15 protein-coding genes, 2 tRNA genes and 1 pseudogene are annotated in these 15,648 nt (G+C 62.2%); 11 read left to right on the top strand and 7 right to left on the bottom strand.

Going from position 1 to position 15,648, the window contains the following annotated elements:
* Positions 1–192: 192 nt before the first annotated feature.
* Positions 193–738 carry an MOSC domain-containing protein gene (locus AB4048_RS21025; RefSeq protein ID WP_442203932.1) on the top strand — a complete coding sequence of 182 codons (546 nt, stop codon included), beginning with the start codon at positions 193–195 and terminating at the stop codon, positions 736–738.
* 403 nt (positions 739–1,141) lie between these two features.
* Here AB4048_RS21025 and AB4048_RS21030 read toward each other — a convergent pair.
* A tRNA-Pro gene (locus AB4048_RS21030) sits at positions 1,142–1,218 on the bottom strand.
* A 295-nt stretch (positions 1,219–1,513) separates the two neighbouring features.
* Here AB4048_RS21030 and AB4048_RS21035 point away from each other — a divergent pair.
* Positions 1,514–1,951 carry a hypothetical protein gene (locus AB4048_RS21035; RefSeq protein WP_442203933.1) on the top strand — a complete coding sequence of 146 codons (438 nt, stop codon included), beginning with the start codon at positions 1,514–1,516 and terminating at the stop codon, positions 1,949–1,951.
* Between the two features lie 240 nt (positions 1,952–2,191).
* Here the strand turns inward: AB4048_RS21035 and AB4048_RS21040 are convergent, their stop codons facing one another.
* Positions 2,192–2,653 (bottom strand): DUF3597 domain-containing protein, encoded by a 462-nt coding sequence (locus AB4048_RS21040; protein WP_442203934.1) that lies wholly within the window; start codon positions 2,651–2,653, stop codon positions 2,192–2,194.
* Positions 2,654–2,914: 261 nt separating this feature from the next.
* On the opposite strand from AB4048_RS21040, the gene AB4048_RS21045 reads away from it, so the two are divergent.
* On the top strand, positions 2,915–3,244 hold the full coding sequence (locus tag AB4048_RS21045; protein WP_442203935.1) for a sunset domain-containing protein: 330 nt from the start codon (positions 2,915–2,917) through the stop codon (positions 3,242–3,244).
* Between the two features lie 102 nt (positions 3,245–3,346).
* Positions 3,347–3,628: a hypothetical protein gene (locus AB4048_RS21050; protein WP_442203936.1), complete on the top strand. Its 282-nt coding sequence runs from the start codon at positions 3,347–3,349 to the stop codon at positions 3,626–3,628.
* An 87-nt stretch (positions 3,629–3,715) separates the two neighbouring features.
* Here AB4048_RS21050 and AB4048_RS21055 read toward each other — a convergent pair whose 3' ends face one another.
* Both AB4048_RS21055 and AB4048_RS21060 read right to left on the bottom strand, forming a co-directional pair.
* A complete protein-coding gene (locus AB4048_RS21055) occupies positions 3,716–4,405 on the bottom strand; it encodes an ABC transporter substrate-binding protein (protein ID WP_442203937.1) in 690 nt (229 codons plus the stop codon).
* Positions 4,406–4,534: 129 nt separating this feature from the next.
* Positions 4,535–4,609, bottom strand: a tRNA-Gln gene (locus tag AB4048_RS21060).
* Positions 4,610–4,762: 153 nt separating this feature from the next.
* Between AB4048_RS21060 and AB4048_RS21065 the strand changes: the two genes are divergently transcribed.
* Positions 4,763–5,059, top strand: a complete 297-nt coding sequence (locus AB4048_RS21065) for a cupin domain-containing protein (RefSeq protein ID WP_442203938.1) — start codon at positions 4,763–4,765, stop codon at positions 5,057–5,059.
* Positions 5,060–5,062: 3 nt separating this feature from the next.
* Positions 5,063–5,980, top strand: a complete 918-nt coding sequence (locus tag AB4048_RS21070) for an MBL fold metallo-hydrolase (protein ID WP_442203939.1) — start codon at positions 5,063–5,065, stop codon at positions 5,978–5,980.
* A gap of 7 nt (positions 5,981–5,987) precedes the next feature.
* On the opposite strand, the gene AB4048_RS21075 is transcribed toward AB4048_RS21070, so the two are convergent.
* Positions 5,988–6,899, bottom strand: a complete 912-nt coding sequence (locus AB4048_RS21075) for a DUF1499 domain-containing protein (RefSeq protein WP_442203940.1) — start codon at positions 6,897–6,899, stop codon at positions 5,988–5,990.
* Positions 6,900–7,231: 332 nt separating this feature from the next.
* Between AB4048_RS21075 and AB4048_RS21080 the strand changes: the two genes are divergently transcribed.
* On the top strand, positions 7,232–7,642 hold the full coding sequence (locus AB4048_RS21080; RefSeq protein WP_442203941.1) for a hypothetical protein: 411 nt from the start codon (positions 7,232–7,234) through the stop codon (positions 7,640–7,642).
* A 216-nt stretch (positions 7,643–7,858) separates the two neighbouring features.
* Positions 7,859–8,131 (top strand): hypothetical protein, encoded by a 273-nt coding sequence (locus tag AB4048_RS21085; RefSeq protein ID WP_442203942.1) that lies wholly within the window; start codon positions 7,859–7,861, stop codon positions 8,129–8,131.
* 25 nt (positions 8,132–8,156) lie between these two features.
* Here the strand turns inward: AB4048_RS21085 and ppdK are convergent, their stop codons facing one another.
* Complete coding sequence (gene ppdK, locus AB4048_RS21090; RefSeq protein ID WP_442203943.1) at positions 8,157–10,823, bottom strand: pyruvate, phosphate dikinase; 2,667 nt, start codon at positions 10,821–10,823, stop codon at positions 8,157–8,159.
* A 237-nt stretch (positions 10,824–11,060) separates the two neighbouring features.
* Between ppdK and AB4048_RS21095 the strand changes: the two genes are divergently transcribed.
* Positions 11,061–11,435: an HVO_A0114 family putative DNA-binding protein gene (locus AB4048_RS21095; protein ID WP_442203944.1), complete on the top strand. Its 375-nt coding sequence runs from the start codon at positions 11,061–11,063 to the stop codon at positions 11,433–11,435.
* Positions 11,436–11,486: 51 nt separating this feature from the next.
* On the opposite strand, the gene AB4048_RS21100 is transcribed toward AB4048_RS21095, so the two are convergent.
* A complete protein-coding gene (locus AB4048_RS21100; RefSeq protein ID WP_442203945.1) occupies positions 11,487–13,745 on the bottom strand; it encodes a heavy metal translocating P-type ATPase in 2,259 nt (752 codons plus the stop codon).
* A 72-nt stretch (positions 13,746–13,817) separates the two neighbouring features.
* Between AB4048_RS21100 and AB4048_RS21105 the strand changes: the two genes are divergently transcribed.
* On the top strand, positions 13,818–14,246 hold the full coding sequence (locus tag AB4048_RS21105) for a MerR family transcriptional regulator (protein ID WP_442203946.1): 429 nt from the start codon (positions 13,818–13,820) through the stop codon (positions 14,244–14,246).
* A gap of 182 nt (positions 14,247–14,428) precedes the next feature.
* A pseudogene (locus tag AB4048_RS21110) lies at positions 14,429–15,538 on the top strand (porin).
* Positions 15,539–15,648: the final 110 nt, after the last annotated feature.

Raw genomic sequence — 15,648 nt, forward strand, 5'->3', positions numbered from 1 at the left:
CAAGGCGGGATTTGCTCAAACCCAAATGCGGCGCTAAACAACTCATCAGGGCGGTGCGAAGGCTGGTGGTCATCGAAGGATCCTTTTGCTGAAGAATCCTCCATTCCATCATATCGCGCCGCCCGCCGATACACTGTCGTGTACTGTGGTTTCGAAGAAAAACGGAAACGGTCTAACGGCAGGAGGTAGCTGATGGGGAATGCACGCGTGATCGCAGTGGCGGCGGACGACAAGCACCGCTTCTCGAAGAAGAAGGCGGAAGAAATTCATGTCCTCGCCGGCCTGGGCGTCGAAGGCGATGCGCACCTGGGCAAAACCGTGAAACACCGGTCCCGTGTTCGGTTCGACCCAACCCAGCCGAACCTGCGGCAGGTTCACCTGATGCAAGCCGAGCTTTTCGATGAGCTCGTCGAGAAGGGGTTCACTGTCGGACCGGCCGATCTCGGTGAAAACGTAACTACCCGCGGTGTCGACCTGCTGTCGCTGCCCCGCGGCGCCGTGCTGAAACTTGGAGCGGACGTCGAACTGGAAGTGACAGGGCTGCGCAATCCCTGTTCGCAGATCGACAAGTTCCAGCCAGGTCTTCTCAACGCCGTCCTCGGCAAAAAGCCGGACGGCGGCATCATTCTCAAGGCGGGCATCATGACGATCGTCCTCAAAGGTGGGATGGTAACCGCAGGCGACGACATCACCGTATCGCTTCCACCGTTGCCTCACCTCCCGCTGGAGAAGGTGTAGCTCCCAGCATCTCGAAGTTTCCGATCCATGCGGGGATGCGTAGCGGATGCGAGCTACCGCAAGCACCTGACGGTGGACGCGGATTTACGCTATCGGCCGGCTTGACTCGGCATCGTATATTCCCGTTACGTTCTCATGAGCGAATGAGTCAAGCGCGCGGGAGTTGCCTCCTGGCCACAGCGTTTGGCAATTGAGGGGGCTACCTCTTTCGGAGGATTTTGCGAATCAGCGGGGCCGGATAGCGTCGTCTCTGTGGCTGGGACGAAAGCTACCGACGCGGCGTAGAGTATTCGTGTCGGTGGCTTGCCGCCGCGAGACGTTTGGAAGTTCAATGCGGAGACACAGAGAACGGAGGAAACTCGGGAAGAAAAATAATCTCTTGCGTTATCAAGAAGTTATCGGCTGGTCGGAGTGGAGTGATTCGAACACTCGACCCCCACGTCCCGAACGTGGTGCGCTACCAGACTGCGCTACACTCCGTGACCAGCGGCGCCTCTATAGACCAGCTATTTTAGTTGCACAAGCGTCAATGTCGAAAAATATGTCGGTTTTCGACGGCGCGGTTTGCGTTTATGAGCGCGCCGCCGAGGGCCGGAGCGGGCTTGAGCGTGCACAAGCGGCAACACCTGTGGCAAATCGCGCTATCTACCGGAAATGACAATTTTCTTTTCGCCGCATTGGCGCTAAAGCGCTTGGAAGGACAGGCCGAAGCGACAGCGATTGACGGGCGCGCCGGCCTTCGTACGGGCGACGACAGATTTTCAAGGACGATACGATGACAATGCGCACCCTTACCGCGGCCGGGCTGATGCTGGCACTTGCCGGATGCACCACCACCACTCCCACCCCTTCCTTCATCGCGCCGGTCAAGAGCCCGATCGACGAGCGCTGGGTCGGACAATCCGCCGGTCGCTTTTTCGCAAGTTTCGGCCCGCCGACCAGCGACCGCGACGAAGGCGGCAGCCGCATCTACACCTGGCGCGGCGGCTACAACAAGATCCGCATTCCGGTAGCCGGCCAGGCCGGCGCGACGCGCCAGATCCATGCGAGCTGCAAGGCCGACATCGTCACCTCCCCCGACTATACGATCCGCGCCATCCGCATCCTCGGCGACGTCCCCGGTTCGAACGGCGGCTCGTACTGCGCCGAACTGCTCGCGCCGACGACGCCACCGCCCGCGACGCCGACGACAACGCCGGCCGCCGAGGGCTAAAGCCCGAACGACACTGTCGTTCCGCCATTCCGTCCTCGGGTCAAGCCAGAGGGTTGGTCCGGCATCCAACGCTATCGAGATGTTGGATGCCGTCCTCTTTCGCCGGAAGGCCGTTGTGCTTTCAACGCTCGCACGGCGACGCGTTTGTCATCAGTCCAAACGCGCCGATGGCGTGTCCCGACCCCATAAGGTCGGGCACATATTCGGGGCCGGTTCAGAAGATCGGCGGTTTCCCGTCGATCAGTCGAGCAACTCAACGGGAACCTTACCGCCATGTTCGGCAAGCGCCTTCATGAGCGCCTTGTGTAGCCAGACATTCATCGTCGCCGAATCGTTCTTGTCGCCCGTGTAGTGCAGTTCGTCCGCAAGTTCCTTGCGGGCCGTAAGGCTTGAATCAAGATCGAGGGCCTTCATCATATCGACGATGGAATGACGCCACTCCAGTTTTTGGCCATTCTTCTTCACGGCGGCATCCAGGATCGCAGCGACATCCACCGGGGCCGCGGCGGCCGCGGGTGAAGCAGGCGCGGCAGCGGCTGGCGCAGCTGCCGTGGGTGCCGGCGTGGCGGCCGGCGCGGCAGCGCTCGCGCTTGCGGGCTTTGCCGCCTCGGTCGCGACCGGTGCCGCAGCGGCGATGTTGACAGGCGCGGCAGCGGCGGCCTTGCCGAAGAGCTTTTCCTTGATCGAACTGAATATGCTCATTGATTGGGCCCCTTGTCGTTACACCGGATTACCCCCGGCAGGGAGTCGTTAGCTATGACACTTGCGGAGACAATCAAGTCGGCGAGCCGCAACGCTCCGCATTTCCAGTGCGCGATGAAATAACAGCCGCCGTTCGTGCGCGAAAGTAAATTCCAACTTTACGGCGAATATTTTTGCGTAAGCACTTAGTATTTTAGCAATCAAAGTAACAATGTATCTATGGGGTAGGCGCTACCTTCACGGGAGGTAGGAGATCTCAAGATGCGCAACCCTCGTCAGTATTGGAAGCCCAAGAAGAAGAAGCATCCCATCGTTGCTTTGGCAAAAGCCGCGCCGGGCGCATTTGTAAGCGTCGCGCTGGTGGGCGCGGCCGGTTTCCACATCGCCGGCAGCCTTGCCAACTCCGTCACCGCGACGGCGCAGGGCTGCGACATCAAGGGCAATATCAGCATCGACAGCGGGGAACGCATCTATCACGTTCCCGGCCAAGAGCACTACGCTGTCACGAAGATCTCGCCGGAATACGGCGAGCGTTGGTTTTGCACGGAGGAAGAGGCACGCACGGCTGGGTGGCGCAAGGCGCGGAACTAAGGGTTCTGAAGCGTTAGATTGACTTTCGCTAAATTAAGAACAAAATAGGAACAAATTCCAGCGATCCGGAATCAGTTCCTATCTCTCTCAAGGCGCACGATCATGAAACACCGTCGCGGCATAGACCTAACCGCACCGGTTCGGCCGTCTTCGTTTCGCGAACACGACGGCAAGCAATACGAGACGTTGAGAGGGCTTCGCGAATGGGAGGTGTTAGGTGCCCGATGCGGGAAATGCGGCCGCCTCGTGTGGCTCGACAAGCGCACGGTCCAGCGGGAATGGGGCGACCAATACCTGTTGAATTTGCCGCACAAACTTAGATGCGAGTGCGGCAACAAGGAAGGCAACAGGGTTCTGATAGGGACGCTCGACAGGAACGTCTGACTTCCGCTTCGCGCCAACTGCGGGGAGCCAACCGCGAACGATGGAATTTGAAACCGCATCCGATGCTGGTTTTCCAGCTTGCGCCTGTCAGCGATTGGCTATGTCGCCCTTCCCGTCGAAAACGACGCTTCCAAGGACCGTATCGACGGAATATCCATCATGAAGGGCTGTGGCGACGGACCTTACCTCCGTTGACCCGGCCTGTTTCACACCGTCCACGATGACTTGAAGCGCTGCGTAGCCATAGGCGTCATAGACCTGGGCAACATTGGCATCGGGTTTGGCATTTTGGCGGCCGTTGTGACCCTTTCGCGGATGGAACGGCTTCATGGCCAATGCGGCTTCCTGATCGTCGCTCTTGCTGATCCTGAACGTGTTCCAGAGACTTCTGTCTGTCGGCCCAAGCCCTGCACCGGGAACGGTCAGGAAGAGAAGCATCGCTCGTTTTGCGTATGGAGCGGAGACGCTGTGATAGAAATCGGAGGAGCGTATGTCGGCAATGACGAAACGAATGCTCTCGTCGCTAAATCGCTCCATGATCCCCAAATGCGACCGGGTAGAAGATCCATCCGCACTGGACTCAAGCGATACCCGCTCGCCATTGATGCCGCCTGCATTATTGATATCAGTTACAGCCTGCTCCACCCCTGCGATGATCTCCCGTGACAGCGGGTCGCCAAAGGAGGGCACAATAATCCCAATTTTAAACTCATCCGCCGACGCCGCGGTGGTACCCGCAAGACATGCCGCCAGCAGATAAAACAGAAGACGCTTCATCTGCGCGACCCCTCGGTTTCACCAGACAGACGAACGCAAACGATAGGGCGTCACGGGCAAAGGTGTAGAGGCCCGATCTAGCTAGTCCAAATGGGCCTGATGCAGTCGTCGGGGTTGCGGTGCGGACGATGGCTGGGGCGCCTGGATTCGAACCAGGGGATGGCGGTACCAAAAACCGCTGCCTTACCGCTTGGCTACGCCCCACCAAATAGAGATCGCAACATCGTTGTCGCGAAATCGACGCCTGATTAGCAAAGGTCGCTTCGGCTCACAATCATTATGTTTTGGGAAGGTGCATATTTCTGTGCGACGGGGCAAAGCCCGTGCTAGGTCAGGGTCAAAATTTCCGGAGATATCATGAGCCAGTATCGCGCCCGTCCGCCCGCCGTTTCTACGGTACTTGTCGACGATCAGGTCGTCAGGATCACCCGCTGGGATTTCGAGCCGGGTGCCGATACCGGCCATCACGTGCACGGGCTCGGCTATGTCGTCGTGCCGATGACGGACTGTCAGTTTTTGCTGGAAGAGCCCGGGGGAAGCCGGCGCGTCGATATCGCCCAGGGGGCGGCCTATCGCCGCGAGGCCGGCATCGAGCACAATGTCGTCAATGCCGGCTCGGGGCCGATGTCCTTCATCGAGATCGAGTATAAGTAACCGATGGCCAAGGACGATCCGGACTTCGACCTCTCCTTCGAGCCTGCTTATGGGCGCGCCGTTCCGGTTGCGCCGGGCGTCGAGCGGCTGACCGTCAACAATCCGAGCGCTTTCACCTTTCACGGTACCAACAGCTATATCGTCGGGACCTCCTCCGTTGCCGTGATCGATCCGGGGCCGGAAAACGAGGCGCATTTTCAGGCGCTGATGGCGGCCCTTGCGGGGCGCGAGGTCACCCATATCGTCGTCAGCCACACGCATCGCGACCATTCCCCCCTCTCCCGGCGACTGAAGGCGGCAACCGGTGCGCTGATCGTCGGCGAAGGGCCGCATCGCGCCGCAAGGCCGCTTCATGTCGGCGAGGTCAATCCGTTCGCGGAGAGCTCGGATATGGAGTTCCTGCCGGATATTGCCCTTGCCGACAGTGAAGCCCTCGTTGGCGACGGCTGGCGGCTGACGGCGCTCAACACCCCAGGCCATACCGCAAACCACGCATGCTTTGCGCTTGACGACGCCGGCATCGTCTTTTCCGCCGACCACGTGATGGCCTGGGCGACGACGATCGTGGCGCCTCCCGACGGCGCGATGGCCGACTACATGGCCTCGCTCGAGCGCCTGCTTGCGCGTGACGATCGCATCTTCTTTCCCGGCCACGGCGGTCCGGTGAAGGAGCCCAGATCCTTCTTGCGGGGTCTTCGCGCGCATCGGCGCATGCGCGAACGCGCCGTGCTCGAGCGCATCAAGGCCGGCGACCGGCTGATTGCCGACATGGTCAAGATCATCTATCGCGAGACCGATCCGCGCCTGCATGGCGCAGCCGCCCTCTCCGTGCTTGCCCATCTGGAAGACCTGGTTGGGAAAGGCCTGGTCGAGACCGACGGGCCGCCGTCGCTGCTCGGCGCCTTCCGCCCGGCGCATTGACGCCGCATCAATCGCCGGCGATCCCCAGCAGTTCGGCGTCGAGTGCCTTTAAGTAATTCTCGGCGATCGCGGCGCTGAAGCCGAGGTCGTGCGGGCCGTAGCGCGATGCGACGCGCACGTCGACCAGCGTCGTTTCCGACTCTTCGCGCAGGCGGATCAGCACGTCGAAGTGCAGGCCGAAGATCAGCGTGCGCTTTTCGCCCTGCAGCGTGACGTCGGTATTGTGACGGATCAGCGCGGCAACTTCGTCGCTGAGCGGGCGCGGCGTCGGCACCGGCACGGCGATATCGGGCGCATCGGCAACGGCGGCGTTATTGTCCTGCTTGCGCTTCGGTTTCTCGTCGACATCAGGTCCTCCGGCCTCGTCTCCCGCCGTCTTGGTGATGCGAATGCTGCTCGCTTTGGCGACTTTGCGGACCGCTTCGATAACGCGGTCGATCGCGCCCTCGTAGCGCCGGCCCGTCAGCCCCGGATAGGCGTCCTCCTGCTCGGCTCTTTCCTTTGCCGTGATAGTGCCGTCGCGCGGCAGCCAGATCTGGGGGGCGTCCGGCTGCGACAGCCATTGCGGCGCATCGGCGGTATCGGTCGATACATCGTAGATCGTCGGCAACATGATGTAGCGTACGGCTACGAAAATGACGAGGATGAGCGGCGGGGCGGCATAGACGAGCGCCTTGAACGCCGGAACGCCGCCGCGCGCGCCGTACTTCCAGAGCTCAACGAGGCCGGTGGCCGCCATTGCGACCGAAAGGAGAGCAAGCACCGCCGCGGCGATGATGAACAGCACCATGTAAGGCGTTGCAAGCGGGCCAAAGCGGTGCGCGAGCAGCGCCAGCAAGCTCAGAACCAATGAAAAGGCAGCGATGGGCCGGGAGGCATAGGCCGCGTGCGAAACGGGACGGTCGAAACGGATGCTCATTGCGGCGGGCTCATCGGGGCATCTGATCGGTGCCCGTCGGATGGTCGCTGCGGGCAGATCCCTGTGTAGAGCAGATTCGGCAAAAACAAAACCGCCCAGACCGGCAATCGTGGCGTCTCGAACAGTCGCAACTGCGGGCGGACGGCATACGCTTGCCTAAATGCCTAAAAAAGGTCATGCTTGCCACGTTTTCTTACTGTTTCTTACTGCGCGGCGCGCCGGATCGACGTGCGAAGACCGCGGTAAAACTTGGTATTTGCGCAGTCCATATTGAAATCAGCCCGATCTCGGGCGTTGCGCAAACCGGCGGTCAAACTTGAGGAGAACTCAGGATGCTCTCACAGGAAACAGCCGCGCAACCGCGCCATGGACGGGTTGGCGCCAAGCCGGCGGCGGATAAGCTCCCGGTCGAGTTGCTCGAACTCGAACTCTCGCTCGAAGGCTTCGAGGGCGGCGAGGAAGCGTTCTGCGACGCGGTGCGCAAGACGGCCACTGCAGCCGACGGCGAATTTCTCTTCGACCTGCCGGCTGCGGGGCTGGTTGCCGATTGCCGGCGCATCGGCGTCATTCGCGTCCCCGACGGCGCGGGCGATATGCGCGTCATGCTCGCCTGCCTCAACGGGGACGGCGCGGAAATCCATCTGCAGGAGCCCGACGAGGAAACGGAACATCTTGTCCGCTTCGCCGACGCCTTCGTGGACGTTCTGAAGCGGATGCCGGAACGCGAGCGCGAACATAACTGACGGTCGTCCAGACGTGCGGACGCCTCTGCCTCGTTGATACCGAGAGAAGCCGAAAACTGCGCGCCCCTCTGGGGCGCAGGCTGATTGTTGCGCTCAGGCTCCGCAGCAATTGCCTTGATCCGGTTCGAATAAGCGATAGAATTATCCAGTAGATTTAAGATATTACGGCGCTCTTCGGTCAATTTGAAGTTTGGCGCCCCCAGGACCCGGACCGCCATGCGCATCGCCAACTTGCTTGTTTTTCTCAGCCTTCCCCTGATGCTTGCCGCCTGCCAGACCGCCGCGGACCGCCGCGCCGCCGACGAGGCGACCTGCGGCGGCTACGGCTTCAGGCGCGGAACCGAAGCCTTTTCCAATTGCCTGATGAACCAGGATCTGGAACGACGCGCCGATAGCCGCGCCTTCATGTATGGCCAGGACGATTTCTACTGGGGACCGACCGTCATCGTCGGCACCGGCCCCGGCTATTACCGCCATCGCCGTTGGTAACGGGTAGGACGACCGATACGCTCCGTCAGCCGCGCGCCTTGATCGCCGCCTGCGCGGCGGCGAGCCGCGCGATCGGCACGCGGAACGGCGAGCAGGAGACGTAGTCGAGCCCGATCGTTTCGCAGAAATGGATCGAGGCCGGATCGCCGCCATGTTCGCCGCAGATACCGAGCTTCATGTCTGCGCGGGTCTGTCTGCCGCGCTCGGCGGCGATGCGGATAAGTTCGCCCACCCCGTCGAAATCCAGCGAAATGAACGGATCGTGCTCGATGATGCCCTTGCGCTGGTAGGTTGGGATAAAGGCGGCCGCGTCGTCGCGCGACATGCCGAACGTGGTCTGGGTAAGATCGTTGGTACCGAAGGAGAAGAATTCGGCGGCCTCGGCGATGACATGGGCGCGAAGGGCGGCGCGCGGCAGCTCGATCATCGTGCCGACCAGATAGTCGATCCTCATCCCGGCCTCGCCGATGACGCTGGCGGCCACCTCGTCGATGCGCGCCTTGACGTAGTCGAGCTCCGAACGCAGCCCGACCAGCGGCACCATGATTTCCGGAACGACGGCGGCCCCGGTCTCGCGCGCGGCGTCGATGGCCGCCTCGAAGATGGCGCGGGCCTGCATCTCGACGATCTCGGGATGGGAAATCGCCAGCCGGCAGCCGCGATGGCCGAGCATCGGGTTGAATTCGTGCAGCGCATCGACGCGTTGGCGCAGCAGCGCCGCACCCATGCCCATGGCCGCCGCCACTTCCGCGATCTCCTCGTCCGATTTCGGCAGGAATTCATGCAGCGGGGGGTCGAGCAGGCGGATCGTCACCGGCAGGCCGTGCATGATCGTGAAGAGATGCGTGAAATCGGAACGCTGCATCGGCAAGAGCTTTGCGAGCGCAACGCGGCGCCCCTCCTCGCTCTCGGCAAGGATCATCTCGCGCATCACCTGAATGCGGTCGCCTTCGAAGAACATGTGCTCCGTGCGGCAAAGGCCGATGCCTTCGGCGCCGAAGGAGCGCGCCGCGCGGGCATCCGCCGGGGTATCCGCATTGGTGCGCACGGTCATGCGCCGCGAGCGGTCGGCCCAACCCATGATGCGGCCGAAATCCCCCGACAATTCCGGCTGGATCATCGCCACCTCGCCCTTCAGCACCTGGCCGGACGACCCGTCGATCGTGATGACGTCGCCACGCTGCAGCGTGATGCCGATACCCATCAGGCGTTCGTTGCGCGTATCGAGCCGCATCGTGCCGGCACCGACCACGCAGGGAATGCCCATGCCGCGGGCGACGACGGCAGCGTGGCTGGTCATGCCGCCGCGGGTGGTCAGGACGCCTTCGGCGGCGTGCATGCCGTGAATATCCTCGGGGCTGGTCTCGACGCGGACCAGAATGACCTTGCGACCTTCCGCCTCAGCTTCCACCGCCTCCTCGGCGGTAAAGACGATCGCCCCGGTCGCCGCACCCGGCGAGGCCGGCAAGCCAGAGCCGATCACCTCGCGGTTGACGCGCGGATCGATCGTCGGATGCAGCAACTGGTCGAGCGAGGCCGGATCAATGCGGGAAACCGCCTCGTCCTCGGTGATCACTCCATCGGCCACCATGTCGACGGCGATGCGCAGCGCCGCCTTCGTCGTGCGCTTGCCAGAGCGCGTCTGCAGCATCCACAGCGTGCCGCGTTCGACGGTGAATTCGAGATCCTGCATATCCCGGTAATGCGCTTCGAGCTGCCTGCAGATATGCCGGAATTCGGCGAAGGCCTCGGGCATCAGCTTTTCCATGGACGGACGCTCCAGCCCGGAGGCGATGCGTCCTGCCTCGGTGATGCTCTGCGGCGTCCTTATACCGGCGACGACGTCCTCGCCCTGCGCATTGACGAGGAACTCGCCGTAAAGCTCATTTTCGCCGCTCGAAGGATTGCGCGTAAACGCGACACCCGTCGCCGAGGTGTTGCCGAGATTTCCGAAAACCATCGCCTGGATGTTCACGGCCGTCCCCCAGGTTTCGGGGATGTTGTGCAGCAGCCGATAGGTGACGGCGCGCGCGCTCATCCAGCTTGCGAAAACCGCGCCGACGGCGCGCCAGAGCTGTACTTCGGGATCCTGCGGGAAGGCCTCGCCGAGTTCTTCCTCGATGACGGCCTTGTAGCGCGAAACGACATGCTGCCATTCGACGGCGGAGAGGTCGGTGTCGAGCGCATGACCGAGATGCGCCTTCTCGTCTTCCAGGATTTCCTCGAACACCTCGTGATCGAGACCCATGACGACGTCGGCATACATCTGGATAAAGCGGCGATAGCTGTCCCAGGCAAAACGCGCATCGCCGGCATCATGGCCAAGTGCCTGCACCGTCTGATCGTTGAGGCCGAGATTGAGTACCGTGTCCATCATGCCCGGCATCGAGACGCGGGCGCCGGAGCGAACGGAGATCAGCAGCGGCTTTGAGGTATCGCCGAAGCGGCGGCCGGTGATCGCCTCCATCTGCAAAAGACCGGCGGCAACTTCGCCTTTCAGGGCCTCGGGCAGCTTGCGGCCGTTCTTGTAATAGTTGTCGCAGGCGTCCGCGACGATCGTCAGCCCAGGCGGCACCGGCAGGCCCAGGGTGCACATTTCAGCGAGATTGGCGCCCTTGCCGCCCAGCCGTTCGTAATCGCTCGCGCGGCCTTCGGCGCGTCCACCACCGAATGTGTAAACCCACTTCGTCATGTTTCCCGTCCCGCTCCAGATTTGGAACTTAGTTCATCCCGGGACGAATGAAAATCGCCAATCATGGCAAAATGCTGCATCGCACAATAAATCATGAAATGAGTGCATCGAGGCAACAAACCACACGCTCGGCCGCTCAAAAGCAGGCTTGGGGCGACCGTTGTCATATTTGACTGGGAAATAAGCTGTTGTCATAGATGACAACAGGAAGGCCGAAGTGACAAGGAGATTGAAGGGATGAAGCGAGCTGTTATTCAAATCCGGCAAGCGCCGGACGATCTCGCGGCCGTCGCCGACATGGGCGAGCGTTTTGCCGCGACTTGGAAGGCGGGCAAGGCGCTAGATCCGGCTGCGACTTTCACCTTCAGTTCGCCGGCGCAGCTGTTCACCATCCTCACGCCCAAGCGTTGGGAGCTGATCGAACACCTGCAGAAAATCGGGCCGTCGAGTGTTCGGGGCCTTGCCCATTCCCTTGGTCGAGGGATCAAGCGTGTCCATGGAGATGTGACCGCCCTCATCGAATGGGGCATCATCGAGAAAAACGAGGCAGGCAAAGTCTTCGTCCCTTACGATGAGATCGAAGCGGATTTTACACTCAAGGCAGCGGCGTAAGGCGAAGTCGGCTCTCGCTTATGTGGCGGGAGCCATTCTTTGCGCACCCTTCTATTCGATGGGCCTGAGAAGGCGCAGCGCGTTCATGGTGACGAGAACCGTGGCGCCGGTGTCGGCGAGGATTGCCGGCCATAGCCCGGTGATGCCGAGGATCGTCGTCACGAGAAACAGAGCCTTCAGCCCGAGCGCGATCGTGATGTTCTGGCGGATATTGGCCATGGTACGCTTCGAAAGCCTGATCATCCGCGCGATATCGCCGACCCTACCGTGAAGGATGGCGGCGTCAGCCGTTTCGAGCGCCACGTCCGCGCCGCCGCCCATGGCAATTCCGACATCGGCGGCGGCAAGCGCCGGCGCATCGTTGATGCCGTCGCCAACCTTTGCGACCACCAACCCCTCGGCTTTCAATTCGCCGACGATCCTTTGCTTGTCCTCAGGCAGCAGACCCGCGCGAACGGGAATGCCGAGCTGCCGGCCGATCGCGGTTGCGGTGCGCTCGTTGTCGCCCGTCAGCATGACGGTGCGGATGCCGGCCGCCGATAGCGCCCGAAGCCCGTCGGCGGCGTCTGGGCGAGGCTCGTCGCGCATGGCGAGCGCGCCTGCCACCTGGTCGCCGACGATCAGCACGGAGACCGTCTTGCCTTCATCGTTGAGTGCCCGGATGCGCGCAGTCGCCTCAGTCGAAAGGTTGCAGCGTTCCGACGCCGCCTGCGGCGAGCCTAGAAACACGGGCTGGCCTTCGACCGTCGCGGTGACCCCCAGACCGCCCAGAGCCTTGGCGCCGGCCGCCGGAGGCACGGGCATTTCTCGCACTGCCGCTTCCGAAAGGATGGCGCTCGCCAGCGGATGGCTCGACCCGACCTCCAGCGCCGCCGCAAAGCGCAACACATCCGCCTCCGGCAGCGCGAAGCTTATGACATCCGTCACGCGGGGCTTGCCGGAGGTGAGCGTCCCGGTCTTGTCGAGCGCCACGGCGGTGATCTTGCCGAGCGTTTCAAGCACCGCGCCGCCCTTCAAAAGCAGGCCGCGACGCGCGCCGGCCGAAAGCGAGGCGGCGATTGCCGCCGGCGTCGAGATCACCAGCGCGCAAGGGCAACCGATCAATAGGATCGCGAGCCCCTTGTAGATCCATTCCGCCCAGCTGCCGCCGGCAAACAGCGGCGGCATCACCGCGACTGCCGCCGCCACGGCGACGACACCGGGCGTGTAGTAACGCGAGAAGCGATCGATGAAGCGCTCGGTCGGCGCCTTTGCTTCCTGCGCTTCTTCGACGAGGCGCACGACACGGGCAATCGTGTTGTCGGCCGCGGCCGCCGTTATGCGCACGCGAAGCGCGCCGTTGCCGTTGACGGTGCCGGCAAAGACCTGCTCGTCGACGCTCTTGTGGACCGGTGAGCTTTCACCGGTAACGGACGCCTCGTCGATGCTGCTGTCGCCGGCAATGATGGTGCCGTCGCCGGGAATGCGGTCGCCTGGCCGCACGAGAACCACCGCCCCGGCGCTCAGTTTCGCGGCGGGCACTTCCCGTGTCTGCCCGTTCTCCTCGACGAGCGCCGTCTGCGGCACCAGCGCTGTCAGCGACTGTATGCTCTTACGGGCCTTGCCTGCGGCCACCCCTTCGAGAAGCTCGCCGACGAGGAAGAGAAAGACGACCGTCGCCGCCTCTTCTCCGGCGTTGAGGATGACAGCGCCGACCGCCGCGATCGTCATCAGCATTTCGATCGAAAACGGCGAACCGGCAAGCGCTGCCATCACCGCGCGGCGCGCGATCGGTATCAGGCCGACGAGCATCGCTACGAAAAAGGCATAGGGCGCAACCGCCGGCACGAGATGGCCGACGATATAGGCGGCGACCAGCGCCGCGCCGGAAAGGATCGTCAGTCGTCCCTTCCCGCCGTGCCACCAGGCCAAGGCCTCGTCCGCCTCCCCCTCCCGGTGCGTGGCGGCGACCTCGGCGTGGGCGTGGATTTGATGATCATGGCGCGCCGCATGCTCGTGGTCATGCCCGTGATCATGATCGTGATCGTGATCGCAGACTTCGTCGTGTGTATGCGCGGCGGAAGACACCTGCCTCTCGGTGAGAGGAGCGACGGAATAGCCGAGGCCCTTCACTTTCTTCTCGATGGCCGGCAGATCGCTTGCGCCGTTGTGTCGGATCGTCATGGTGCTGGCAACGACGGAAACGGAGACGTCCTCGACGCCCGGCATGGTTCTGACGGCGGTGTCGATCTTCCTGGCGCAGGCGGCGCAGTCCATGCCGTCCACGCGGTATCGCGCCTGCCTGCCTTCCCCCTCCGCCACCTCTGCCATCGTTCGTCTCCTTGTTCTTCGGGAGCGTTCTTCCTACATCCTCTAGCGACTATAGGTGCAAGGCGAAAAATCATGAAACGCATAACCATTGGTGACGCTGCCCGTGCAAGCGGCGTAAAGGTGCCGACGATCCGCTATTACGAAAGCATCGGCCTCATGCGTGCACCCCAACGCAGCGACGGCAACCAGCGTTCCTATGAGCGGTCCGATCTCGACCGACTCGCCTTCATCCGCCATGCGCGCGAACTCGGCTTCGAGATCGAGGCGATCCGGGCGTTGTTGAAACTGCAGAACGACCCCGATCAGTCGTGCGAGACCGCCGATGCGATTGCCAAGGCTCACCTGATCGAGATCGAACAACGGATCCGCAGTCTCACCGCCTTGAAGACGGAGCTGGAGCTGATGGTCGAAGGCTGCGGCCACGGTCGCGTCGACCAATGCCGGGTGATCGAGGTCCTTGCCGATCACGGCCAGTGCCGGGACGAGCACCGCCGCGTCTGAACGCGACATTTTCACAACACTAATTCAGAACAAAATAATACACGATAGTTTGATTGCCTTATCATCTTGCCAACGACGGGCTGGAGGCTCAAGCCGGCATTCGGGAGCGTGCTTCGGCCGGGTAGGCAGCGCTTCGTATTGAGGCGCTCACGCGCCGAAACGGCAATCGATTGGAGCAAAAGATGATGAAGAGCCTTATTCTCGGCGCCTCGGCAGCGCTGATCATGGGGTCGGGTGCGTACGCGGCTGATGCGATCGTCGCAGCAGAGCCGGAACCCCTGGACTACGTGCGCGTCTGCGATGCTTACGGCCACGGTTATTTCTTCATTCCGGGCACGGATACCTGCATCAAGGTCGGTGGCAAGGTTCGTACCGAAGGCGAATGGGGTGACGCCTATGATCCGGCATCGAAGGTGGGCACGTTGTGGCACGACCGCATGGAGCTCAATTTAGACACGGCCACCGATACGGAATACGGGCCGCTGAAAACCAATACGATCCTGCGCTTCGAATGGCAGGAAGGGGAGGATACCCAGTCAAAGCTGCTTTTCGCCAATATCAGCCTTGGCGGTTTCACCGTCGGCAAGCTGGATTCCCAATACAACCTCTATGTCGGCTAAGCGGGCAACGTCGCCAACGACGACGTGATCTATGACGGCCCCTATGAACTCAACCAGTTGACCTACAAATACGACACCGGCAGCGGCGTCTCGGCGGTCATCTCGCTGGAAGATTCGAACTCCAGCGACAACGCCACCTATTTCGGCGACACGGATCCCGAGGCCACCCACGACTGGGAGACCAGCAAGGCCAACCACTATGCGCCGAACATTGTCGCGGGCGTCGGCTACTCGGCAGGGACCTGGGGCCTGAAGCTCGTCGGCGGCTATGATTCGATCGTCGAGGAAGGCGCCATCAAGGCCCGCTTCGACGTCACGATCGGCGGCGTGAAGGCCTTCCTCATGGGCGGCTGGAACACGGACGGCGACAAGCTCAACCAGTACGCCGGCACGAACCTCAATTCCAACGGCGCCGCCTGCCCGGTCGATCGCGCCGATTGCGGTTGGGGCGATTGGGCGGTCTGGACGGGCTTCACCGTTCCCATGGGCGACAAGCTCTCCGCCAACGCGCAGTTCGCCTACACGGACTCGAAGATCTTCGCGGCGACCGCCAACGTTCAATGGAACCCCGTCAAGGATTTCATGATCCAGCCGGAGGTGTCCTACACCAACTGGGACGCCGCCGACACCGACCAGTGGGCGGGCATCATGCGCTTCGAACGGAATTTCTGAACCGGTCTTGACCTCCGACCGGCGAAGATGGCCCGGCCTCACGGCCGGGCTTTTTTATGCCTGACAACCCAGAACATCCAACCAAAGGACAAACCGATCCCCGCCGCCGC

This window comes from Rhizobium sp. RAF56 (assembly GCF_052113965.1).
Classification (GTDB): domain Bacteria; phylum Pseudomonadota; class Alphaproteobacteria; order Rhizobiales; family Rhizobiaceae; genus Rhizobium.

Bases quoted from the DNA above. Each gene is read 5' to 3' on its own strand.
- AB4048_RS21025 (WP_442203932.1), top strand. From the start codon at position 193: ATGGGGAATGCACGCGTGATCGCAGTGGCGGCGGACGACAAGCACCGC.
- AB4048_RS21035 (WP_442203933.1), top strand. From the start codon at position 1,514: ATGACAATGCGCACCCTTACCGCGGCCGGGCTGATGCTGGCACTTGCC.
- AB4048_RS21040 (WP_442203934.1), bottom strand. From the start codon at position 2,653: ATGAGCATATTCAGTTCGATCAAGGAAAAGCTCTTCGGCAAGGCCGCC.
- AB4048_RS21045 (WP_442203935.1), top strand. From the start codon at position 2,915: ATGCGCAACCCTCGTCAGTATTGGAAGCCCAAGAAGAAGAAGCATCCC.
- AB4048_RS21050 (WP_442203936.1), top strand. From the start codon at position 3,347: ATGAAACACCGTCGCGGCATAGACCTAACCGCACCGGTTCGGCCGTCT.
- AB4048_RS21055 (WP_442203937.1), bottom strand. From the start codon at position 4,405: ATGAAGCGTCTTCTGTTTTATCTGCTGGCGGCATGTCTTGCGGGTACC.
- AB4048_RS21065 (WP_442203938.1), top strand. From the start codon at position 4,763: ATGAGCCAGTATCGCGCCCGTCCGCCCGCCGTTTCTACGGTACTTGTC.
- AB4048_RS21070 (WP_442203939.1), top strand. From the start codon at position 5,063: ATGGCCAAGGACGATCCGGACTTCGACCTCTCCTTCGAGCCTGCTTAT.
- AB4048_RS21075 (WP_442203940.1), bottom strand. From the start codon at position 6,899: ATGAGCATCCGTTTCGACCGTCCCGTTTCGCACGCGGCCTATGCCTCC.
- AB4048_RS21080 (WP_442203941.1), top strand. From the start codon at position 7,232: ATGCTCTCACAGGAAACAGCCGCGCAACCGCGCCATGGACGGGTTGGC.
- AB4048_RS21085 (WP_442203942.1), top strand. From the start codon at position 7,859: ATGCGCATCGCCAACTTGCTTGTTTTTCTCAGCCTTCCCCTGATGCTT.
- ppdK (WP_442203943.1), bottom strand. From the start codon at position 10,823: ATGACGAAGTGGGTTTACACATTCGGTGGTGGACGCGCCGAAGGCCGC.
- AB4048_RS21095 (WP_442203944.1), top strand. From the start codon at position 11,061: ATGAAGCGAGCTGTTATTCAAATCCGGCAAGCGCCGGACGATCTCGCG.
- AB4048_RS21100 (WP_442203945.1), bottom strand. From the start codon at position 13,745: ATGGCAGAGGTGGCGGAGGGGGAAGGCAGGCAGGCGCGATACCGCGTG.
- AB4048_RS21105 (WP_442203946.1), top strand. From the start codon at position 13,818: ATGAAACGCATAACCATTGGTGACGCTGCCCGTGCAAGCGGCGTAAAG.